At 64.4% G+C, this 17,717-nt stretch carries 5 protein-coding genes; all 5 read left to right on the top strand.

All coding sequences use genetic code 11. The features are described 5' to 3' along the window. The first annotated feature begins 52 nt into the window (after nt 1-52). The 5 genes from sufC to ACFWEM_RS09515 all read left to right on the top strand — a co-directional run bounded on the left by sufC (nt 53) and on the right by ACFWEM_RS09515 (nt 17,716). Entirely contained in the window at nt 53-868 is an 816-nt protein-coding gene (gene sufC, locus ACFWEM_RS09535) for a Fe-S cluster assembly ATPase SufC (protein ID WP_230815582.1), read from the top strand. Nucleotides 869-873: 5 nt separating this feature from the next. Further along, nucleotides 874-2,139 carry a cysteine desulfurase gene (locus ACFWEM_RS09530; RefSeq protein ID WP_003944865.1) on the top strand — a complete coding sequence of 422 codons (1,266 nt, stop codon included), beginning with the start codon at nt 874-876 and terminating at the stop codon, nt 2,137-2,139. 3 nt (nt 2,140-2,142) lie between these two features. After that, complete coding sequence (gene sufU / locus ACFWEM_RS09525) at nt 2,143-2,643, top strand: Fe-S cluster assembly sulfur transfer protein SufU (RefSeq protein WP_378533097.1); 501 nt, start codon at nt 2,143-2,145, stop codon at nt 2,641-2,643. Next, complete coding sequence (locus ACFWEM_RS09520) at nt 2,640-3,062, top strand: metal-sulfur cluster assembly factor (RefSeq protein ID WP_003944963.1); 423 nt, start codon at nt 2,640-2,642, stop codon at nt 3,060-3,062. The genes sufU and ACFWEM_RS09520 overlap by 4 nt, the downstream gene beginning before the upstream one ends. A gap of 338 nt (nt 3,063-3,400) precedes the next feature. Beyond that, on the top strand, nt 3,401-17,716 hold the full coding sequence (locus ACFWEM_RS09515) for an amino acid adenylation domain-containing protein (protein WP_378533094.1): 14,316 nt from the start codon (nt 3,401-3,403) through the stop codon (nt 17,714-17,716). Nucleotide 17,717: the final 1 nt, after the last annotated feature.

The following is a 17,717-nucleotide window of genomic DNA, read 5'->3' as shown; positions in this document are numbered from 1 at the left end:
CCGGCGACCACCCCGTCGCTACGCTCGCCCCGCCTCATCTTGAAGGAATTTCATGTCTACCAGTGACAACACCACCACACCGGCCATCTCGGTCCTCGAGGTTCGTGACCTGCACGTCGAGGTTGCCAACTCCGACGCCAACGCCGAGCCCATCCAGATCCTCAAGGGCGTCGACCTGACGGTCCGCTCCGGCGAGACCCACGCGATCATGGGCCCCAACGGCTCCGGCAAGTCGACTCTGTCGTACGCCATCGCCGGTCACCCGAAGTACCAGGTCACCTCCGGTTCGATCACCCTCAACGGTGAAGACGTCCTCGCGATGAGCGTCGACGAGCGTGCGCGTGCCGGGCTGTTCCTGGCCATGCAGTACCCCGTCGAGGTTCCCGGCGTCTCCATGTCCAACTTCCTTCGCACCGCCGCTACGGCAGTGCGCGGCGAGGCTCCCAAGCTGCGCCACTGGGTCAAGGAAGTCAAGGAAGCCCTCAGCGAGCTCGAGATCGACCCCTCGTTCATCGAGCGCTCGGTCAACGAAGGCTTCTCCGGTGGTGAGAAGAAGCGCCACGAGATCCTGCAGCTGGGCATGCTCAAGCCGAAGATCGCGATCCTCGACGAGACCGACTCCGGCCTCGACGTCGATGCTCTGCGCACGGTCTCCGAAGGCGTCAACCGCTACAAGGAGCGCGAGAACGGTGGAGTTCTGCTGATCACGCACTACACGCGCATCCTGCGCTACATCAACCCCGACTTCGTCCACGTGTTCGTCGGTGGCCGCATCGTCGAGTCCGGCGGACCGGAACTGGCCGACGAGCTCGAGACCAACGGCTACGTTCGTTTCACCGCGGACACCGCAGCTACCCAGGGAGCGTAATCACGATGACCACCTCGGTGCGCGAGCTCGACGTCACAGCGGTTCGGGCCGACTTCCCGATCCTGGCGCGGACCGTGCGCGACGGAAAACCTCTGGTGTACTTGGATTCCGGCGCTACTTCGCAGCGTCCGGTCCAGGTTCTCGATGCCGAACGGGACTTCCTGACGACGTGTAACGCGGCAGTACACCGGGGTGCTCATCAGCTCGCAGAAGAGGCGACGGACGCGTACGAGAATGCTCGCGCCACCATCGCGTCCTTCGTGGGTGCGGATTCGGACGAGTTGGTGTTCACCAAGAACGCCACCGAGGCTCTCAATCTGGTGACCTACGTTCTCGGTGACGATCGCTTCGACCGCCATGTCGGTCCTGGCGACGAAATCGTCATCACCGAACTCGAACACCACGCCAACCTCGTTCCCTGGCAGGAACTTGCGCGCCGAACCGGTGCCACGCTCAAGTGGTACGGCGTCACCGACGACGGCCGGATCGATCTCGATTCGCTGGAGTTGACGGACGCGGTGAAGGTTGTTTCGTTCACCCACCAGTCCAACGTGACCGGCGCGATCGCACCGGTCGAGGAATTGGTGCGACGAGCACGCGCCGTCGGTGCGCTCGTCGTGCTCGACGCGTGCCAGTCGGTGCCTCACATGGCGGTCGACTTCCACGAACTGGGAGTGGACTACGCGGCGTTCTCCGGTCACAAGATGCTCGGCCCTTCCGGGGTCGGAGTTCTCTACGGCCGTCGTGAACTGCTGGCAGCGATGCCTCCGTTCATCACCGGCGGATCGATGATCGAGACGGTCACCATGGAGGTCAGCACTTACGCGCCGCCGCCTCAGCGTTTCGAGGCAGGCGTACCGATGACCTCACAGGTGGTCGGGCTGGGCGCTGCCGTGGATTACCTGAACACCTTCGGGATGGACGCAGTCGCCGCGCACGAGCACGTGTTGGTGGAGGCTGCTCTCGAAAAGTTGTCGGCGATCGAAGGTCTGCGCATCATCGGACCGCAGACGTCCGAGAACCGCGGCGGAGCGATTTCCTTTGTCGTGGACGGTATTCACGCCCACGACCTCGGACAGATCCTCGACGACGAGGGCGTCGCGATTCGCGTCGGACACCATTGTGCGTGGCCGCTGCATCGTAAGTTCGGTGTCGCTGCGACGGCCCGTGCGTCGTTTGCGCTCTACAACACCACCGCGGAAATCGATGTTCTCGTTGCCGCGATCAAGCGTGCGCAGGAATTTTTCGGTGTCGCAGGGGAGTTGAACTGAATCATGCGCATGGAGCAGATGTATCAGGAAGTGATCCTCGATCACTACAAACATCCGCACGGCCGCGGGCTGCGTGAGCCGTTCGGCGCCGAGGTGCACCACGTCAACCCGACGTGTGGCGACGAGGTGACGTTGCGCGTCCAGATCTCCGAGGACGGAACGGTCTCCGACGTCTCGTACGACGGCCAGGGTTGTTCGATCAGCCAGGCGTCGACGTCAGTGCTTAACGACCTCGTCATCGGGATGCAGGTCACCGACGCACTGAAGACCGTGACGGTGTTCAGCGAAATGGTGAGCAGTCGGGGCACCGTCGAGGGGGACGAGGACGTTCTCGGCGACGGCATCGCCTTCGTCGGCGTCTCGAAGTACCCGGCACGCGTCAAGTGCGCCTTGCTCGGATGGATGGCATTCAAGGATGCTGTAGTCCAGATTGTCGACGGCAGTGCTGTGACGACGGCGGACAGCAGTGAATTGGTCGACACGACTGAAGGACAGGGATCATGACCGAGACACAACCAGTGCAGGACGCCGAGGTCGGCGCTCCGGTGAATCCGAATCCCGATTCCACTGCGGAATTCGGTGGCGCACAGGGCAGTGGCACTGTCCCGTCGCCTGAGCGACTCGACGAACTCGAAGAAGCGATGCGCGACGTCGTCGACCCCGAACTGGGGATCAACGTCGTCGATCTCGGATTGGTCTACGGACTCTTCGAAGACGACGGCGTCGTCACGATCGACATGACTCTGACGTCGGCGGCGTGCCCGTTGACAGACGTGATCGAGGACCAGGCACGCGGTGCACTAGTGCGTAGCGATCTGTGTACCGACATGAAGATCAACTGGGTGTGGTTGCCGCCGTGGGGACCGGACAAGATCACCGAGGACGGACGCGAGCAGCTGCGCGCACTCGGCTTCACCGTCTGACGAGGAATCTCAGCACGATCAACTGAATAGATTTCACCGGAGCGTCGGTGCCCGTTCGTCGGGTACCGGCGCTTCGGTTTGTTATATAGGGCCGTTTTAGCCATGATATTCAGGACAATAGTCCCAAATGGTTGTTTGATGAATATTTGCTGGAAGCTGACTCATCGGTAACATCGCAGCTGATTGTCACGATGTGATCTCTGGCGGGCGATTTGCCAGTTTCCACCGGAACCTTCCAATGTATTCGTCTCATTTCGAAGTACCCCGATCAGTTCGAGGCGTCCAGCGGGCGCATATACCTGTTTGCATCATGATCAAGTTGTAAGAGGGAGATTCGTGTGGATGGCAGTCCCGACCGAGGAATCGTTTCCGCAGCTCGTCCGGACGACGAACTCACCTTCCCTCTTTCTGCCGCGCAACTTTCCCTGCTTGTCGCACAACAGCTTCGACCCGAGATACCGGTCAGCATCGCTCAGTACGTCGATGTGGACGGCCCGCTCGACATCGACCTGCTGACCGCTGCCAGTAAGCAGACCGGCCGCGAGATCGGTTCCGGGTACCTGCGCCTGGTCGAGGTCGACGGGGTTGCGCGTCAGTGGCTCGATGTCGACATGGACGATTCCCTCGACGTGGTCGACCTGCGCACCGAATCGGATCCGGAATCGGCGGCGCGCGAATGGATGCGGCGCGAGCACACCGCCGCCATCGATCCGTTCACCGATCGCCTGGTCAAGCTCGCGGTCCTGATTCTTCGCGACGACCATTCCTACTGGTACAGCCGCATCCATCACGTAGCCCTCGACGGTTTCGGTGCAATGTCGATGATGAACCGCACGGCCGAGATCTACACCGCCGCCGTACGGGATCTGCCAGTTCCCCCGGTGGTAACTGCGCCTCTCGAGGCTTTGGTGAAGGCTGAGTCCGACTATCTGGGCTCCACGCGGTGGGAGCGCGATCGCGACTACTGGACTACGAAGATGGCCGACAAGCCGAGCGGAACCTCGCTCGCGTCCTCGACCGCTCCGTCGCAGGCGTGGTCACGGCTGCGGTCGGCGACGGTGCCGGAAGAACTGCGAAGCTCCCTCGAACGCCTTGCCGAAGCGCACGACGTGACGACGTCCTCGGTGGTGATCGGCGCTCTGGCCGCCTACCTCGCCCGGGCGATCGGAACTCGCGATGTCGTACTCAGCCTCCCGGTTTCGGGGCGGACGACAAAGGCTGCTCGCAGGTCCGGCGGAATGATGTCGAACGTCGTCCCGATACGCGCGAGCGTCGACCCCTACTTCGCAGTGGGGGACTTGCTTCGTGAGGTGAAGCTCGAACTCACCGGCGCACTGCGTCATCAGAAGTACCGCCACGAGGACCTGCGACGCGTCCTCAACGCCGGTGATCACAGTATCGCCGACGGCCGCGGCTTCCACGGACCGCTGATCAACCTCATGCTGTTCCACTCCGGAATCACCCTCGGCGACGCGCACGGCGAACTCCACGTGATCTCGACCGGGCCGATCGAAGACCTCTCGGTCAACGTCTATCAGACTTCCGCAGCCGAAGAGATCCAGATCGACTTCGCCGCGAATCCAGACCTCTACACCGACGAGGACATCTCGAGTCACCATCGACGGTTCCTCGAATTCCTCGAATTGTTCTGTGCCGCAGAATCGGGAACTCGATTGATGGACATCGACCCGGACGCCGCGGGGAAGTGGATCGCAGAAGTACAGCACGCCCGCAACGTCGAATACTGGTCGTCGACATTGTCGAACCCGGCCGAGGAACTGGGGTTGCCGGTCGTCGCCGGAACCGGTCGAACGTCCACGCCCCTCCAGATCGAGGCAGACCTCTGCCGCCGCCTCGAGACGATGGCGACGACGATGAACACGAGTCTGTTCGTGCTGTTCCAGTCTGCGATGACCGGACTGCTGCGCCGCGTCGGTTCGGCCGACGAGGTGTCGATCGGAGTCTCGGTTCGCGGATACGGCGCCTCGAATCCGGACGACTTCGTCTCGATGTTCGCCAACCAGCTGGTGCTTCGCTCGATGGTGTCGAACACCATGACGCTCACCAACCTGGTCGGCGCGGTGGACACCGTCGCGATCGACGCCTTCGAACACGCAGACATTCTTCTGTCTTCGGTGACCGCCGCCCTCGGCGAGGGTCGATGGGTGGAGACGGGCCCGTTGTTCCGGGCGATGGTCTGCTTCGAGGAACCGCTCGATGCACACCCGAGATTTCCGGGACTCATGGTCGGTGCGCCGATCGGGTCCGACCTCGCGACAGCTCCGGAACTGTTTGTCTCCCTCGCGATTCCGACGGGTGAGCATGCCGACTTCGATCAGCCGATTTCCGGGGTTCTGGATTGGCTCGGCACGAAAGAGCAAGCCGAAGACCTCGCCGACCGCTATCTACGAATCTTGACCGCAATGGTCAGTGCTCCGCAGTCGGTGCTCGGTGCTGTGGACTTGCTCCGCGCGGACGCGCGCCAGGCGCTTGCACCGCCCGTTCTGCCGACCACGCCGGTCCGAACGCTCTCCGACATCTTCGCCGACCGTGTTCGCGCGACCCCTGACGCGATCGCCGTCGTGGGCGACGAGCGAGTGTCGTACCTCGAACTCGATCGACGATCGAATCGGTTGGCGCGCAAGCTCGTCGATCACGGCGTGCACTCCGAGTCGCTGGTCGGAATCATGCTGCCGAAATCCGTCGACATGATCGTCGCGGCTGTCGCGGTGCTGAAGGCCGGCGGCGGATATCTCCCGCTCGATCGTGCGCACCCGGCCGAGCGCTTGGCGTATGTGGTCGAGGATGCGCAACCGGTGTGCATCATTTCCGATTCCACTAGCCCGAACTCCACCTTCCCGAACCCCACCTTCCTGAACTCTGATGTGACGGTCGTCGGAGTCGACTCCGACGAGTACTCCGGTGCGAGTCTGGAAGCCGATGAGCGCCCGCGTGCGCACGGAGCCGACAATCTGGCGTACGTGATCTACACCTCGGGGTCGACGGGTCGACCCAAAGGCGTCTCCGTCACCCATGCCACCGTGGTGCGATTGTTCGAGAACACGCACGTCGAATTCGGATTCGACGGCAGCGACGTGTGGACGATGTTCCACTCGTTCGCCTTCGACTTCTCGGTGTGGGAACTGTGGGGCGCGCTGCTCCACGGTGGAACTCTGGTGCTGGTCGATCACGAAGTCTCACGCGACCCCGATGCTTTCCGAGCGCTGGTTGCTGCGGAAGGCGTCACGGTGCTCAATCAGACGCCTTCGGCCTTCTACCAGTTCATCGAAGCGGACCTTCGGGCCGATTCACAGACTCGGCTCCGGTTCGTGATCTTCGGTGGCGAAGCCTTGGACCTGCGTCGACTCGGACGCTGGTACGACAATCACCCGGGCTACGACAATCACGCGAAATCCGGGCCCGCGCTCGTCAACATGTACGGCATCACCGAGACGACGGTGCACGTCACGCATCTCGAACTCGACCGACCGAGCGCGAGTTCGGTTACCGGCAGCCGGATCGGTGACGCGATCGACGGACTTCGTGTGTACCTGCTCGACGAGCATCTCTCGCCGGTCCCGGTGGGAATTGCGGGGGAGATCTACGTCGCGGGCGGTCAACTCGCCCGTGGTTATCTGGGCCGGCCCGATCTCACCGCGGGCCGGTTCGTCGCGGATCCGTTCAATGCCGGCGGACGACGGCTGTATCGCTCCGGCGACCGCGCACGCTGGATCGCGCCCGGACAACTCGAGTACCTCGGACGCGGCGACGCACAGGTCAAGATCCGCGGATTCCGGATCGAACTCGGCGAGATCGATTCCGTCATCCTCAGCGCGCCGGGAATCGACGACGCCGTGACCGTCGTGGCTCCGACGCCGGCCGGTGGCGCTCTCGTGACGTACGTGACGGCTTCCGGCGCCGTGGACGTCGACGTCCTCCGCGCCCACGCGGCCGAAGTCCTCCCGACCTACATGGTTCCCGACGCCTTCATGGTCATCGATTCAATTCCGTTGACCACCAACGGAAAACTCGACCGGCGTGCGCTGCCGTCGCCGATCCTGGCCTCCACCAAGGCCTTCCGGCCTCCGACGACAGCGATCGAGGGCAAGGTTGCCGCGGTTCTGGCTGACATCCTGGGTAGCGGACCGCTCGGACTCGACGACAATTTCTTCCATCTGGGCGGAAACTCGCTGGTAGCGACGACGGCGGTAGCGCGCTTGACCGAATCTACCGGGGTTCGGATGCCGCTGCGTGCTCTCTTCGATCACCCCACGGTGTCCGGGATCGCGGCGACCATCGAGCGTGCCGCACAGACGCCGGACGCCGACGGTATTCAGGTAGTGGTCAGGCCGGCGGTACTACCGCTCGCTCCCGCGCAGCAGCGACTGTGGTTCCTCAACCGTGTCGCACCGGAATCAGGTGCCTACAACATTCCGCTGGCGGTGTCGCTGCGCGGCGACGTCGACGCCGACGCACTGGGCGCCGCGATCATGGACGTGGTGACCCGCCACGAGTCACTGCGCACCGTGTTTCCTCAGGTCGGGGACAACGCAACGCAAAAGGTTCTGGGCCTCGGTGAGGGTATCGCGGGGCTCGAGTCGATCGAGGTGGAACGCGAAAGCCTCGAGAGGGTGATCTTCGAATTCTCTTCGGCCGGTTTCGATCTCGTTCGCGAACGCCCGGTGCGCTACTTGCTGATCACTGTCGCCGACGACAAGGAGGGCAGAGACGAGGAAGCCGTCCTCGTCGTAGTTCTGCATCACATGGTGGCCGACGGTTGGTCACTCGCGCCGCTGGCCGCCGACCTCACCGGCGCCTACGCGGCCCGTGTCGGCGGCAACGGACCACAGTGGGCGCCCCTTCCCGTTCAATATGCCGACTATGCGCTCTGGCACCGGGAACACCTCGGTGACGCTACATCCGCCCAGTCTCTTGCCCACTCCCAAATTGCCTTCTGGAAGCAGCGCCTGGCGGGAGCGCCCGAGCAACTCCACCTGCCGACAGACCGTCTGCGCCCACTCGATCCGTCCATGCGCGGAGCCGGTGTCGACATCAGGATCGGCGCTTCCACCCACCAGAAGCTCGTTGCGCTCGCTGCGGATCACGACGCCACTACATTCATCGCGCTGCACGCGTGCTTCGCGCTCCTTCTGGCCCGCTACAGCGGCACTGACGACATCGTCGTCGGAACACCGGTGGCTGGACGAGGGGACAGGTCTCTCGATCTGCTGGTCGGCATGTTCGTGAACACCCTTGCCTTGCGGACCGTCGTCGATCGTGATGCACCCTTCGGGGAGTACCTCGCGCAGGTCAGAGCCGTCGATGTGGATGCCTTCGACAATGCGGACGTGCCGTTCGACGTCGTCGTGGACGCGCTCGAACTGGACCGCTCGTCCTCGCATCACCCGGTCTTTCAGGCGGCCATCACCTCGCGGATAACCACCACTCACACAGCTGAACTCGCAGGAGTGTCGATGACGGCGCGGGCGGTGGAGACGGGGCTGACCAAGTTCGATCTCGAACTCACCGTCACGGAGCGTCGCGAGGGCGGGTCCGCAGCGGGAATCGATGCCACGTTCACCTATTCCACCGATCTGTTCGACAAAACGACCGTCGAAGCGTTGGCGCGTAACTTTGTGACACTCGTGGAATCGGCAGTGTCGGAACCGTCTGCACCGGTTGGTGACCTTCGTGTACTCGGCGCCCGGGAGGGCGCCGTGATATTGCCGCGGCGCGGTGACCTCTCGCTCGGCGAATCGACCTTGGCGCAGATCCTGGGCGAGAGCGCGCTGGCGCATCCCGACGCGATCGCCCTCGAAGACTCCGAGCGGTCACTCACGTACGCAGAGTTGGAGCGCCGATCGAATCGGATTGCTCGATACCTCATGGACCTGGGCGTCGGCCCCGAAACGCCGGTCGCGCTGGCCGTCGCCCGATCGGTCGACTCGGTGCTCGCAGTCTGGGCGGTCACCAAAGCCGGCGGCGTTTTCGTGCCGGTCGATCCTCGCTATCCCGCAGATCGCGTTGCGCACATGCTCGAAGATTCGGGGGTGCGCATCGGAATTCGGTCCGCCGAGGTTGCGGCTGGTCCGGCGGTCGGCGGGAACGTCGCGGTCTGGATCGACCTCGGCGACGCGGACACCGTTGCAGAATGTGCCGCCTATTCCGATGCTGCGATCGACGAAGCGGACAGAACGGGATCGATCTCTGCGGCCTCGGCTGCGTACGTCATCTACACGTCCGGCTCGACCGGAGTGCCGAAGGGCACCGTCGTCACTCACGCGGGTTTGGTCAATCTTGCTCGCGAACAACAGGATCGGTACCGGATCACCGCTGATTCGCGGACTCTGCATTTTGCGTCGCCGAGCTTCGACGGCGCCGTGCTCGAACTTCTGCTCGCCGGTTCGACCGGCGCGACGATGGTGATCGCACCCGCCGACATCTACGGAGGGGAGGCGTTGAGCGAGTTCCTCCGAAGCCGCGAGGTCACTCATGCCTTCATCACTCCGGCTGCTCTGGCGACCGTCGATCCGGCGGGCGTGACGGCACTGGAATGCGTCGTCGTCGGCGGCGATGTGTGCACTCCGGAACTGGTCTCGAGCTGGGGCGACGGGCGCAGACTGCACAACGGATACGGTCCGACCGAAACCACCGTCATGGTCGCCATCAGTGATCCACTTTCACCGGGCGAGCCGATCACCATCGGCGGTCCCATCCGCGGGATCGACGCCGTGGTGCTCGACGCCCGGCTGCAACCGGTCCCCATCGGCGGCGTCGGCGAGCTGTACATCGGTGGGCCGGGCCTCGCGCGTGGCTACCACCTCCGGCCTGCACTGACGTCGGATCGTTTTGTCGCGCATCCGTACTCGACGCCCGGTGCCCGGATGTACCGAACCGGTGATCTTGTCCGCTGGACCAAGGGCCTCACCCTTCGTTATGTCGGCCGTAGCGATCATCAGCTCAAGATCCGCGGGTTCCGCATCGAACTCGGCGAGATCGACGCTGCCCTGATGGATTCCCCTCTCGTGCACTTCGCGACGACAATTCCCGTCGAATCTGCTGCCGGCACCACTCTGGCGTCGTACGTGCTGCTGAACGGACACGCTGATACCGAGTCGCTCTTTGCCACCCTCGCCGAGACGCTGCCGCGCTACATGATTCCGTCGTCGATCACCCCGATCGACGCGATTCCGCTGACCCCGGTCGGCAAACTCGATCGCAGAGCACTACCAACGCCGATTCCGCGCGAAATCCTCGGAACGGGTCGTGATCCGGAGCCCGGGCTCGAACGAACCGTCGCCGACATCTTCGCCTCACTGCTCGACGTATCCGAGGTCCGGGCCGCAGACAGCTTCTTCGATCTCGGAGGCAACTCCCTGGTCGCGACGCAGGTGTCCGCACGGTTGAGCGCAGCGACGGGGTTCGCCGTGGACGTGCGTTCGATCTTCGAAGCGCCGACCGTCGAAGCTCTCGCTGCGCGTCTGGCGGCGAACGCCGAAGAATCAGACGATCGACCTGCCCTGAGCGCCGGTGCTCGCCCGGACCGCCTGCCACTCTCCGCTGCACAACAGCGACTGTGGTTCGTCAATCGCTTCGATCCGCAGTCCTCGGTCTACAACATCCCGTTCGCGATCCGGATCACCGGACACATCCTCGGCGATGCACTCGAAGACGCACTTGCGGACGTCATCGCACGCCACGAGGTACTTCGAACGATCTACGTCGACAGCGCGGACGGCCCGAGTCAGGTCATCCGAGCGCTTTCCGACGTGCAGTTCTCCATCGAGCAGTATGTCGGTTCCGAAGGAGTCGACGCGGCGACGACGGAGTTTGCGGCGACGACGGAGTTTGCGGCGCGGGGGTTCGATCTCGGTTCGGATCTGCCGATTCGGGCACTGCTCGTGCGCGAGGACGCCGACGCTCACGTACTGGTCGTCGTCATCCACCACATCGCCTTCGACGGCTGGTCTCTGACTCCCTTTGCCACAGATTTCATCGCTGCGTACACCGCGCGCGTTGTCGGAGATGCACCAGTTTTTGCGCCGCTCGACGTGCAGTACGCCGATTACGCGCTGTGGCAGCAAGACTCGCTCGGACAGATCAACGATCCGGAGTCTCTGGTTGCCCGCGAGCTGACGTTTTGGACAGCTGCCATGGCGGGCGCCCCGGACGAGGTACTGCTACCCGTGGATCGCGCGCGCGGAACTGTCACCACCAACGCTGTCGGATCGGTCCCGATCGTCATCGACGCGGCGACGGGGGAGCGACTCGGCGCCCTGGCGCGGCGGAGTGGTACGACGCAATTCATGGTCTTACACGCGATCCTGGCGGTTGTTCTCGCCCGTCTCGGTGCAACCGACGACGTGGTGATCGGGACTCCGGTAGCGGGCCGCGGGCGACCCGAACTGGATTCCCTGATCGGGATGTTCGTCAATTCGGTACCGCTTCGCACTCCGGTCGATCATCGAGCGTCGTTCACCTCCCTGCTCGAGGTGGTCCGCGATCTCGACCTTGCCGCCTTCGCGCACGCCGAGTTGCCCTTCGAGGTGCTGGTCGACGCCCTCGATCTCGACCGGTCCACCACACGGCACCCCCTGTTCCAGGTCATGCTGTCGTACCACCAGAATCTGCTCTCGCCGCAGGTCACGGTCCACGACGCGCATCTCGAAGCGCAAGCACTCGAACCGTCCGTCGCGAAGTTCGACCTCGAGTTCACCCTGCTGGCCGGCGATTCCGAGAACACGGAGATCACCGGATCGCTCAGGTTTGCCGAGGCGCTCTTCGACACCGTCACCGCAGAATCGATCGCCGCCCGTGTGCAGTCTGTAGCCCGCGCCGTCGCCGCCGAACCGGACACGGCGATCGACGACATCGAATTCCTCAGCACCCTCGAGCGGGCGTCGCTGATGCCGGTTCGCGGTCCGGCGTGGACGGCCTCGCGTACCTTGGCCGAGATCTTGACGCGGACTGCTACCCGCTCAGGCGAATCGGTGGCCCTTCGATCCGGTGACACCACCGTTCTCTACCGCGACCTGTTCGCCCGTGCGTCTTCCCTTGCCCGGCGCTTGACCACCGAGGGGATCGGCGCCGAAGATATTGTGGCAATAGCCATTCCGCGTTCGATCGACTCGATCGTCGCGTTGTGGGGCGTGGCCTTGACCGGTGCTGCGTTTGTTCCGGTCGATCCGCGATACCCCGCCGATCGAATTCTGCACATGCTCACCGATTCGGGAGCCACCCGCGGAGTGACGACGGAAGCGGTGATCGAGTCTCTGCCCCGCCCGGTTCCGTGGATGACGATGGGTGGCATCTACGGCGACGGTGTCGGGCAGCCGGTTCCGGCCGCACCGATCCGAATCGACAACCTCGCCTACATCATCTACACGTCCGGATCGACGGGAAAGCCCAAGGGCGTCAGCGTCACTCACCGTGGCCTGAGCGCATTGGCCGCCGAGCAGACGGCGCGCTACGGCATCTCGGCGCAGTCGCGGACACTGCACTTCTCCTCACCGAGTTTCGACGCATCCATCCTCGAACTGCTGCTCGCCGTGGGTGAGGGCGGGGCGATGGTGATCGCAACTCCCGACGTGTACGGCGGCGAGGACCTCGCGAAACTTGTCACCGATCACCAGGTGACCCACGCGTTCATCACGCCGGCTGCACTGGCCTCGGTCGATCCCACCGGGCTGGACGTCTTGCAGTCGATCGTTGTCGGCGGTGAGGCCTGCTCACCCGAACTGGTCCGCAAGTGGGCACCCGGTCGCCGGTTGTTCAACGGATACGGGCCGACGGAAACCACCGTCATGGTGTGCATCAGCGATGCCCTGACGGCGGGGGAGACCGTGACCATCGGCGGACCCGTCCGCGGAGTGTCCGCGGTGGTTCTCGACGGTTCCGCTCGGCCGGTTCCCGTCGGGGTCGCCGGTGAGCTCTACATCGCCGGCCTGGGACTTGCCCGCGGCTACCTCGACCAACCCGCCTTGACGGCGACGCGATTCGTGGCGGCGCCGTTCGGTCCGGCCGGCACCCGCATGTACCGGACCGGAGACCTGGTTCGGTGGACGCCGCACGAGACGCTCGAATACGTCGGACGCTCTGATCATCAGGTGAAGGTGCGCGGATTCCGCATCGAACTGGGCGAGATCGACTCCGTGCTCAGCGCATACCCCGGCGTCGAGTTCGCGGTCACCGTGGGAGTGAACGCAGCCTCCGGTGAGACGATGTTGGCGTCGTACGTGGTACTCGGCACGGAATCCGTCGAGGTGGACGAGCTGTTGAGTCACGCGCGCCGCTCGCTCCCGGCCTACATGGTGCCGTCGGCGATCACCCCGATCGAGCGCGTTCCGCTCACCCCCGTCGGGAAACTCGACCGAGCGGCGCTTCCTGCGCCGACACTGCGTTCGTCCGAACGAAGCGTCGAGCCGCTGATCACCGAGACCGAATTCCAGGTCGCCGGCGTCGTGGCAGAACTGCTGGGAATCGAACAGATCAGTGCGTCGGACAGCTTCTTCGAACTCGGTGGCAACTCCCTACTCGCGACCAGACTGGCTCAGCGCCTCGGGGAGTCCCTGGGTAGGCAGATCCCTGTCCGAATGCTGTTCGAGCACCCCGAAATTCGGGAACTTGCCGCCGCACTCGACATTTCCGCCGAGGTAAAGGCACTTCCTCCGATCGCCGTTGCCGATCGCCCGGACCGGATTCCGCTTTCCTACGCGCAAGCACGCATCTGGTTCCTCAACCAGATGGATCCCAGCTCGCCGGCCTACAACGTCCCTGCCGCGATTTCGCTCGACGGTGCGCTCGACGTGCCGGCTCTCGAAGCTGCTGTCCTCGACGTGATCGAAAGACACGAGATCCTGCGCACGGTGTTCCCCGACTCCGACACCGGTCCACACCAGGTGATCCAGGACGCGTTCACCTCGCTGGAATTCGGAAACGCCGACACCCGCGAACCGGCAGAGCTCGCCCGAGAGTTTGCGTCGCGCGGATTCGACGTCACAACCCAAGCCCCCGTTCGGGCACTTCTGCTCGAGTCGACACCGCAGCAACACACTCTGGTCATCGTGATCCACCACATCGCGGCGGACGGGTGGTCGATCGCCCCGTTGATGAAGGACGTTCTCACCGCCTACGTCGCGAGAAGTTCGGGACACGCCCCCGAGTTCATGCCCCTCGAGGTGCACTACGCGGACTTCGCCATCTGGCAGCGGGAAGCGCTGGGCGCGGTGAACGAATCCGAGAGCGTGCTCGGGGCACAGGCGTCGTACTGGCGGGAGAAGTTGCGGGGAGCACCCGAGCTGATCGACCTTCCCAGCGATCGAACTCGCCCGCTCACCCAGTCGTTGAGCGGTGCCCACGCCGCGGTCTCGCTCCCGGCGCACACCCGGATCGCGGTCGAGGCGGTTGCCGCCGCGAATGCGGCGACGCCGTTCATGGTGTTGCACGCTGCATACGCGGTGCTGCTGTCCAGCCTCAGCCGGAGCACCGACATCGTGATCGGATCCCCGGTCGCCGGGCGCGGACACCGAGTTCTCGACGACCTGGTGGGGATGTTCGTGGGCACGGTAGGGCTGCGTACGACGATTGACCCCGGATCCACCTTCGTCGACGTCCTGCGTACAGTCCGGTCCGTCGATCTCGACGCGTTCGCCCACGCGGACATTCCGTTCGAGCAGGTCGTGGACGTCGTGGCGCCGACCCGGGCCACCGACCGTCATCCGGTGTTCCAGACGATGATCTCGTTCCACGGCGCTCATCCGACCGCGTGGGAACTCCCCGGACTTACCGTTCGCGCCCACGAGGTCACACCGGACATCGCCAAGTACGACCTACAGTTCACCGTTGTCGAACAGACCGCAGAGGAGGGCGGCGGCTACGCGGCCTCCCTCACCTATGCACAGGACCTCTTCGACGCCGATACGGCGAACTCGTTTGCGGTGATGCTGGAAACGATCGTCGAGACACTGACCGCCCAGCCCTCCGTCGTCGTCGGTGACGTGGACCTCGTGGGACATGGTCGGCGCGCGCTGCACGGACGTCCGGCCGGCGATGCTCTGACCTTGCCGGAACTGCTGCTTCGCGGCGCCGCCGATCCGCATTCCCTGGCACTTGTCGACGTCGCCGCATCCACCACCCTCACCTACGGCGAACTCGACCGCCGCTCCGACGCGATGGCGTTTGCACTGATCGCTCGTGGAATTACTCCGGAAATGATTGTGGCACTGGCGCTTCCAAGGTCAGCCGACTACGTGATCGCGCTCTGGGCCGTGGCGAAGGCAGGCGGGGTGTTCCTTCCCGTCGATCCCGCGTATCCCGCCGAGCGGATCGAGCACATGCTCACCGACAGTGGGGCAGTCCTCGGTATCACCAGAGGCCGGTATCTGGCCGAACTCCCGGATGTCACGTCGTGGATCGAACTCGACGCAGCCGAATTCACCGCCGAAATCGAGGCCGTCCATTCCGAGACTCTGCCTGACGCGCCACTCGAGCTCGACAATCCGGCCTACCTGATCTACACCTCGGGCTCGACCGGAAAACCCAAGGGCGTGTTGGTCACTCACGCCGGACTGGCAGCGTTCGCCGACGAACAGCGTGAACGCTTCGGGGTCACCACACACTCCCGCGCTCTGAGCTTCGCCTCGACGAGCTTCGACGCTTCGGTTCTCGAGCTGTTGCTGGCGTTCGGCGCCGGCGCAACGATGGTGATAGCGCCGCCGACAATTATCGGCGGCGTCGAATTGCACGAATTGCTCGACGAGCAGGCAATCACCCATGCGTTTGTGACTCCGGCCGCGCTGGCAACTGTCGATCCCGCTGGACTCGACCATCTCGAAGCCGTAGTCGTCGGCGGCGATGCGTGCTCTGCCGACCTCGTATCTCGGTGGGCCCCGGGGCGTCGAATGTTCAACGCGTACGGCCCCACCGAGGCAACCGTCGCGGTCACCGTCAGCGATTCGCTGGCAGCGGGGGAGCCCGTGACTATCGGCGGTCCGATCCGCGGCGTGGACGCGATGATTCTCGATTCCCGCCTGCACTCGGTCCCCGGCCGGGTCGTCGGTGAGCTCTACGTCAGCGGCGACGGTCTCGCCCGCGGGTACCTCGGCAACCCCGCGCTGACGGCGACGCGGTTCGTCGCCGACCCGCACGGACCCGAAGGCGCTCGGATGTACCGCACCGGGGATCTCGTGCGTGAAGATCGCGCAGGGTCGCTTGTCTACCTCGGACGCGCGGACCACCAGGTCAAGGTGCGAGGGTTCCGGATCGAACTCGGCGAAATCGACGCGGTGCTGGCGTCGGAGGCGTCTGTGCATTCGGCCGTGAGCGTGGTCGTCGGTGAAGGTGGCGACGCTCGGATCGTCGCGTACGTCGTCCCGGCCAACGGGGACGTCGACGCCTCGGCGTTACGCCGCCACGCAGCCATATCCCTGCCTGCGCACATGATCCCGTCCGCTGTTGTCGCGATCGACGCAGTCCCGACCACACCGGCCGGCAAGCTGGATCGCACCGCTCTCCCTGCTCCCCTCTGGGAGTCGCCCAGTGGACGCGGCCCGGAAGGCCGCGACGAGATCGCGATCTGCGCTGCTTTCGCGGAGGTACTTGATCTTGCCGACGCCGACACCTTCGCCGATTCGAGTTTCTTCGAACTCGGCGGAAACTCACTCATGGCAACGCGTTTGGTCGCTGCCATCAAGGAACGCACCGGCCTGACCGTCCCCGTCGCGTGGATATTCTCCGACCCGACTCCGGAGGCATTGGCGCGCAGACTCTTCGAACTCGAGGAAAAAGTTGTGACAAGTGACGCGGATACCTCCGCACTTGCAGTAGTCCTGCCACTGCGCCCGGAAGGCCGCGCCGAGCCACTGTTCTGCATCCATCCGGCCATCGGATTGGCCTGGTGCTACGGGGCGCTCGACCGCTACGTCGATTCGAGCAGGCCGCTGTACGGCCTGCAGTCACCGGTCCTGACGGACCCCGAATTCCGGGCGGAGCTGATCGAGGACTTCGCGGCGCGGTACGTCGAGGAAATTCGCGGCGTCCAGCCGCACGGTCCGTATCACCTGCTGGGGTGGTCGATCGGCGGATTGATCGCCCATGCGGCGGCGGTGCAGTTGCAAGCAGCCGGTGAGAGCGTCGCCGACCTGATTCTGCTCGACAGCTTCGTTCTCGAAGACCCGACTATGGCAGGTGCGCAGCCTTCTCTCGCCGAACTGATCGGCGGGTTGGGGATCTCGGTGCCGGACACCGACGAGCGCGATCTGACACCCGAGGACGCCGAAGAACTCTTGCGCGGAGCCATCGGCGATCATCCCTTGGTCTCGAGCGAGCGGATCGAGCGACTGTTCGAGGAGTACTCGGCCGGCGCCGAGCTGGCTCACCGCTACCGTCCGGGCAAGTTCGTGGGCGATCTGCTCTTCTTCTCGGCACAGACCGACACCTTCGACCCACTGCGGACTGCGTCGGCGTGGCGCCCGTTCGTGTCCGGGGTGATCATCGACCGTCCGGTGCCCACGTCACACGCCGAGATGTTCACCGAAGCAGGGCTGGACGCTGTCGGACCCGTGATCAACCTGGCAGTCGGAACGGGCCGTCACGCCGCCCCGGACGTCGACGCGGAACTGGACGCTCTGATCGAGGTTCAGGACGTGCGCGGCTGAC

This window comes from Rhodococcus sp. NPDC060176 (assembly GCF_042728675.1).
GTDB lineage: Bacteria > Actinomycetota > Actinomycetes > Mycobacteriales > Mycobacteriaceae > Rhodococcus_F.
The sequence above is the reverse complement of the archived record's forward strand: the minus strand, read 5'-3'. Positions and strand labels throughout refer to the sequence as shown.

Excerpts from the sequence above, each read along its gene's own strand:
- sufC (WP_230815582.1), top strand. The coding sequence starts at position 53 with ATGTCTACCAGTGACAACACCACCACACCGGCCATCTCGGTCCTCGAG.
- ACFWEM_RS09530 (WP_003944865.1), top strand. The coding sequence starts at position 874 with ATGACCACCTCGGTGCGCGAGCTCGACGTCACAGCGGTTCGGGCCGAC.
- sufU (WP_378533097.1), top strand. The coding sequence starts at position 2,143 with ATGCGCATGGAGCAGATGTATCAGGAAGTGATCCTCGATCACTACAAA.
- ACFWEM_RS09520 (WP_003944963.1), top strand. The coding sequence starts at position 2,640 with ATGACCGAGACACAACCAGTGCAGGACGCCGAGGTCGGCGCTCCGGTG.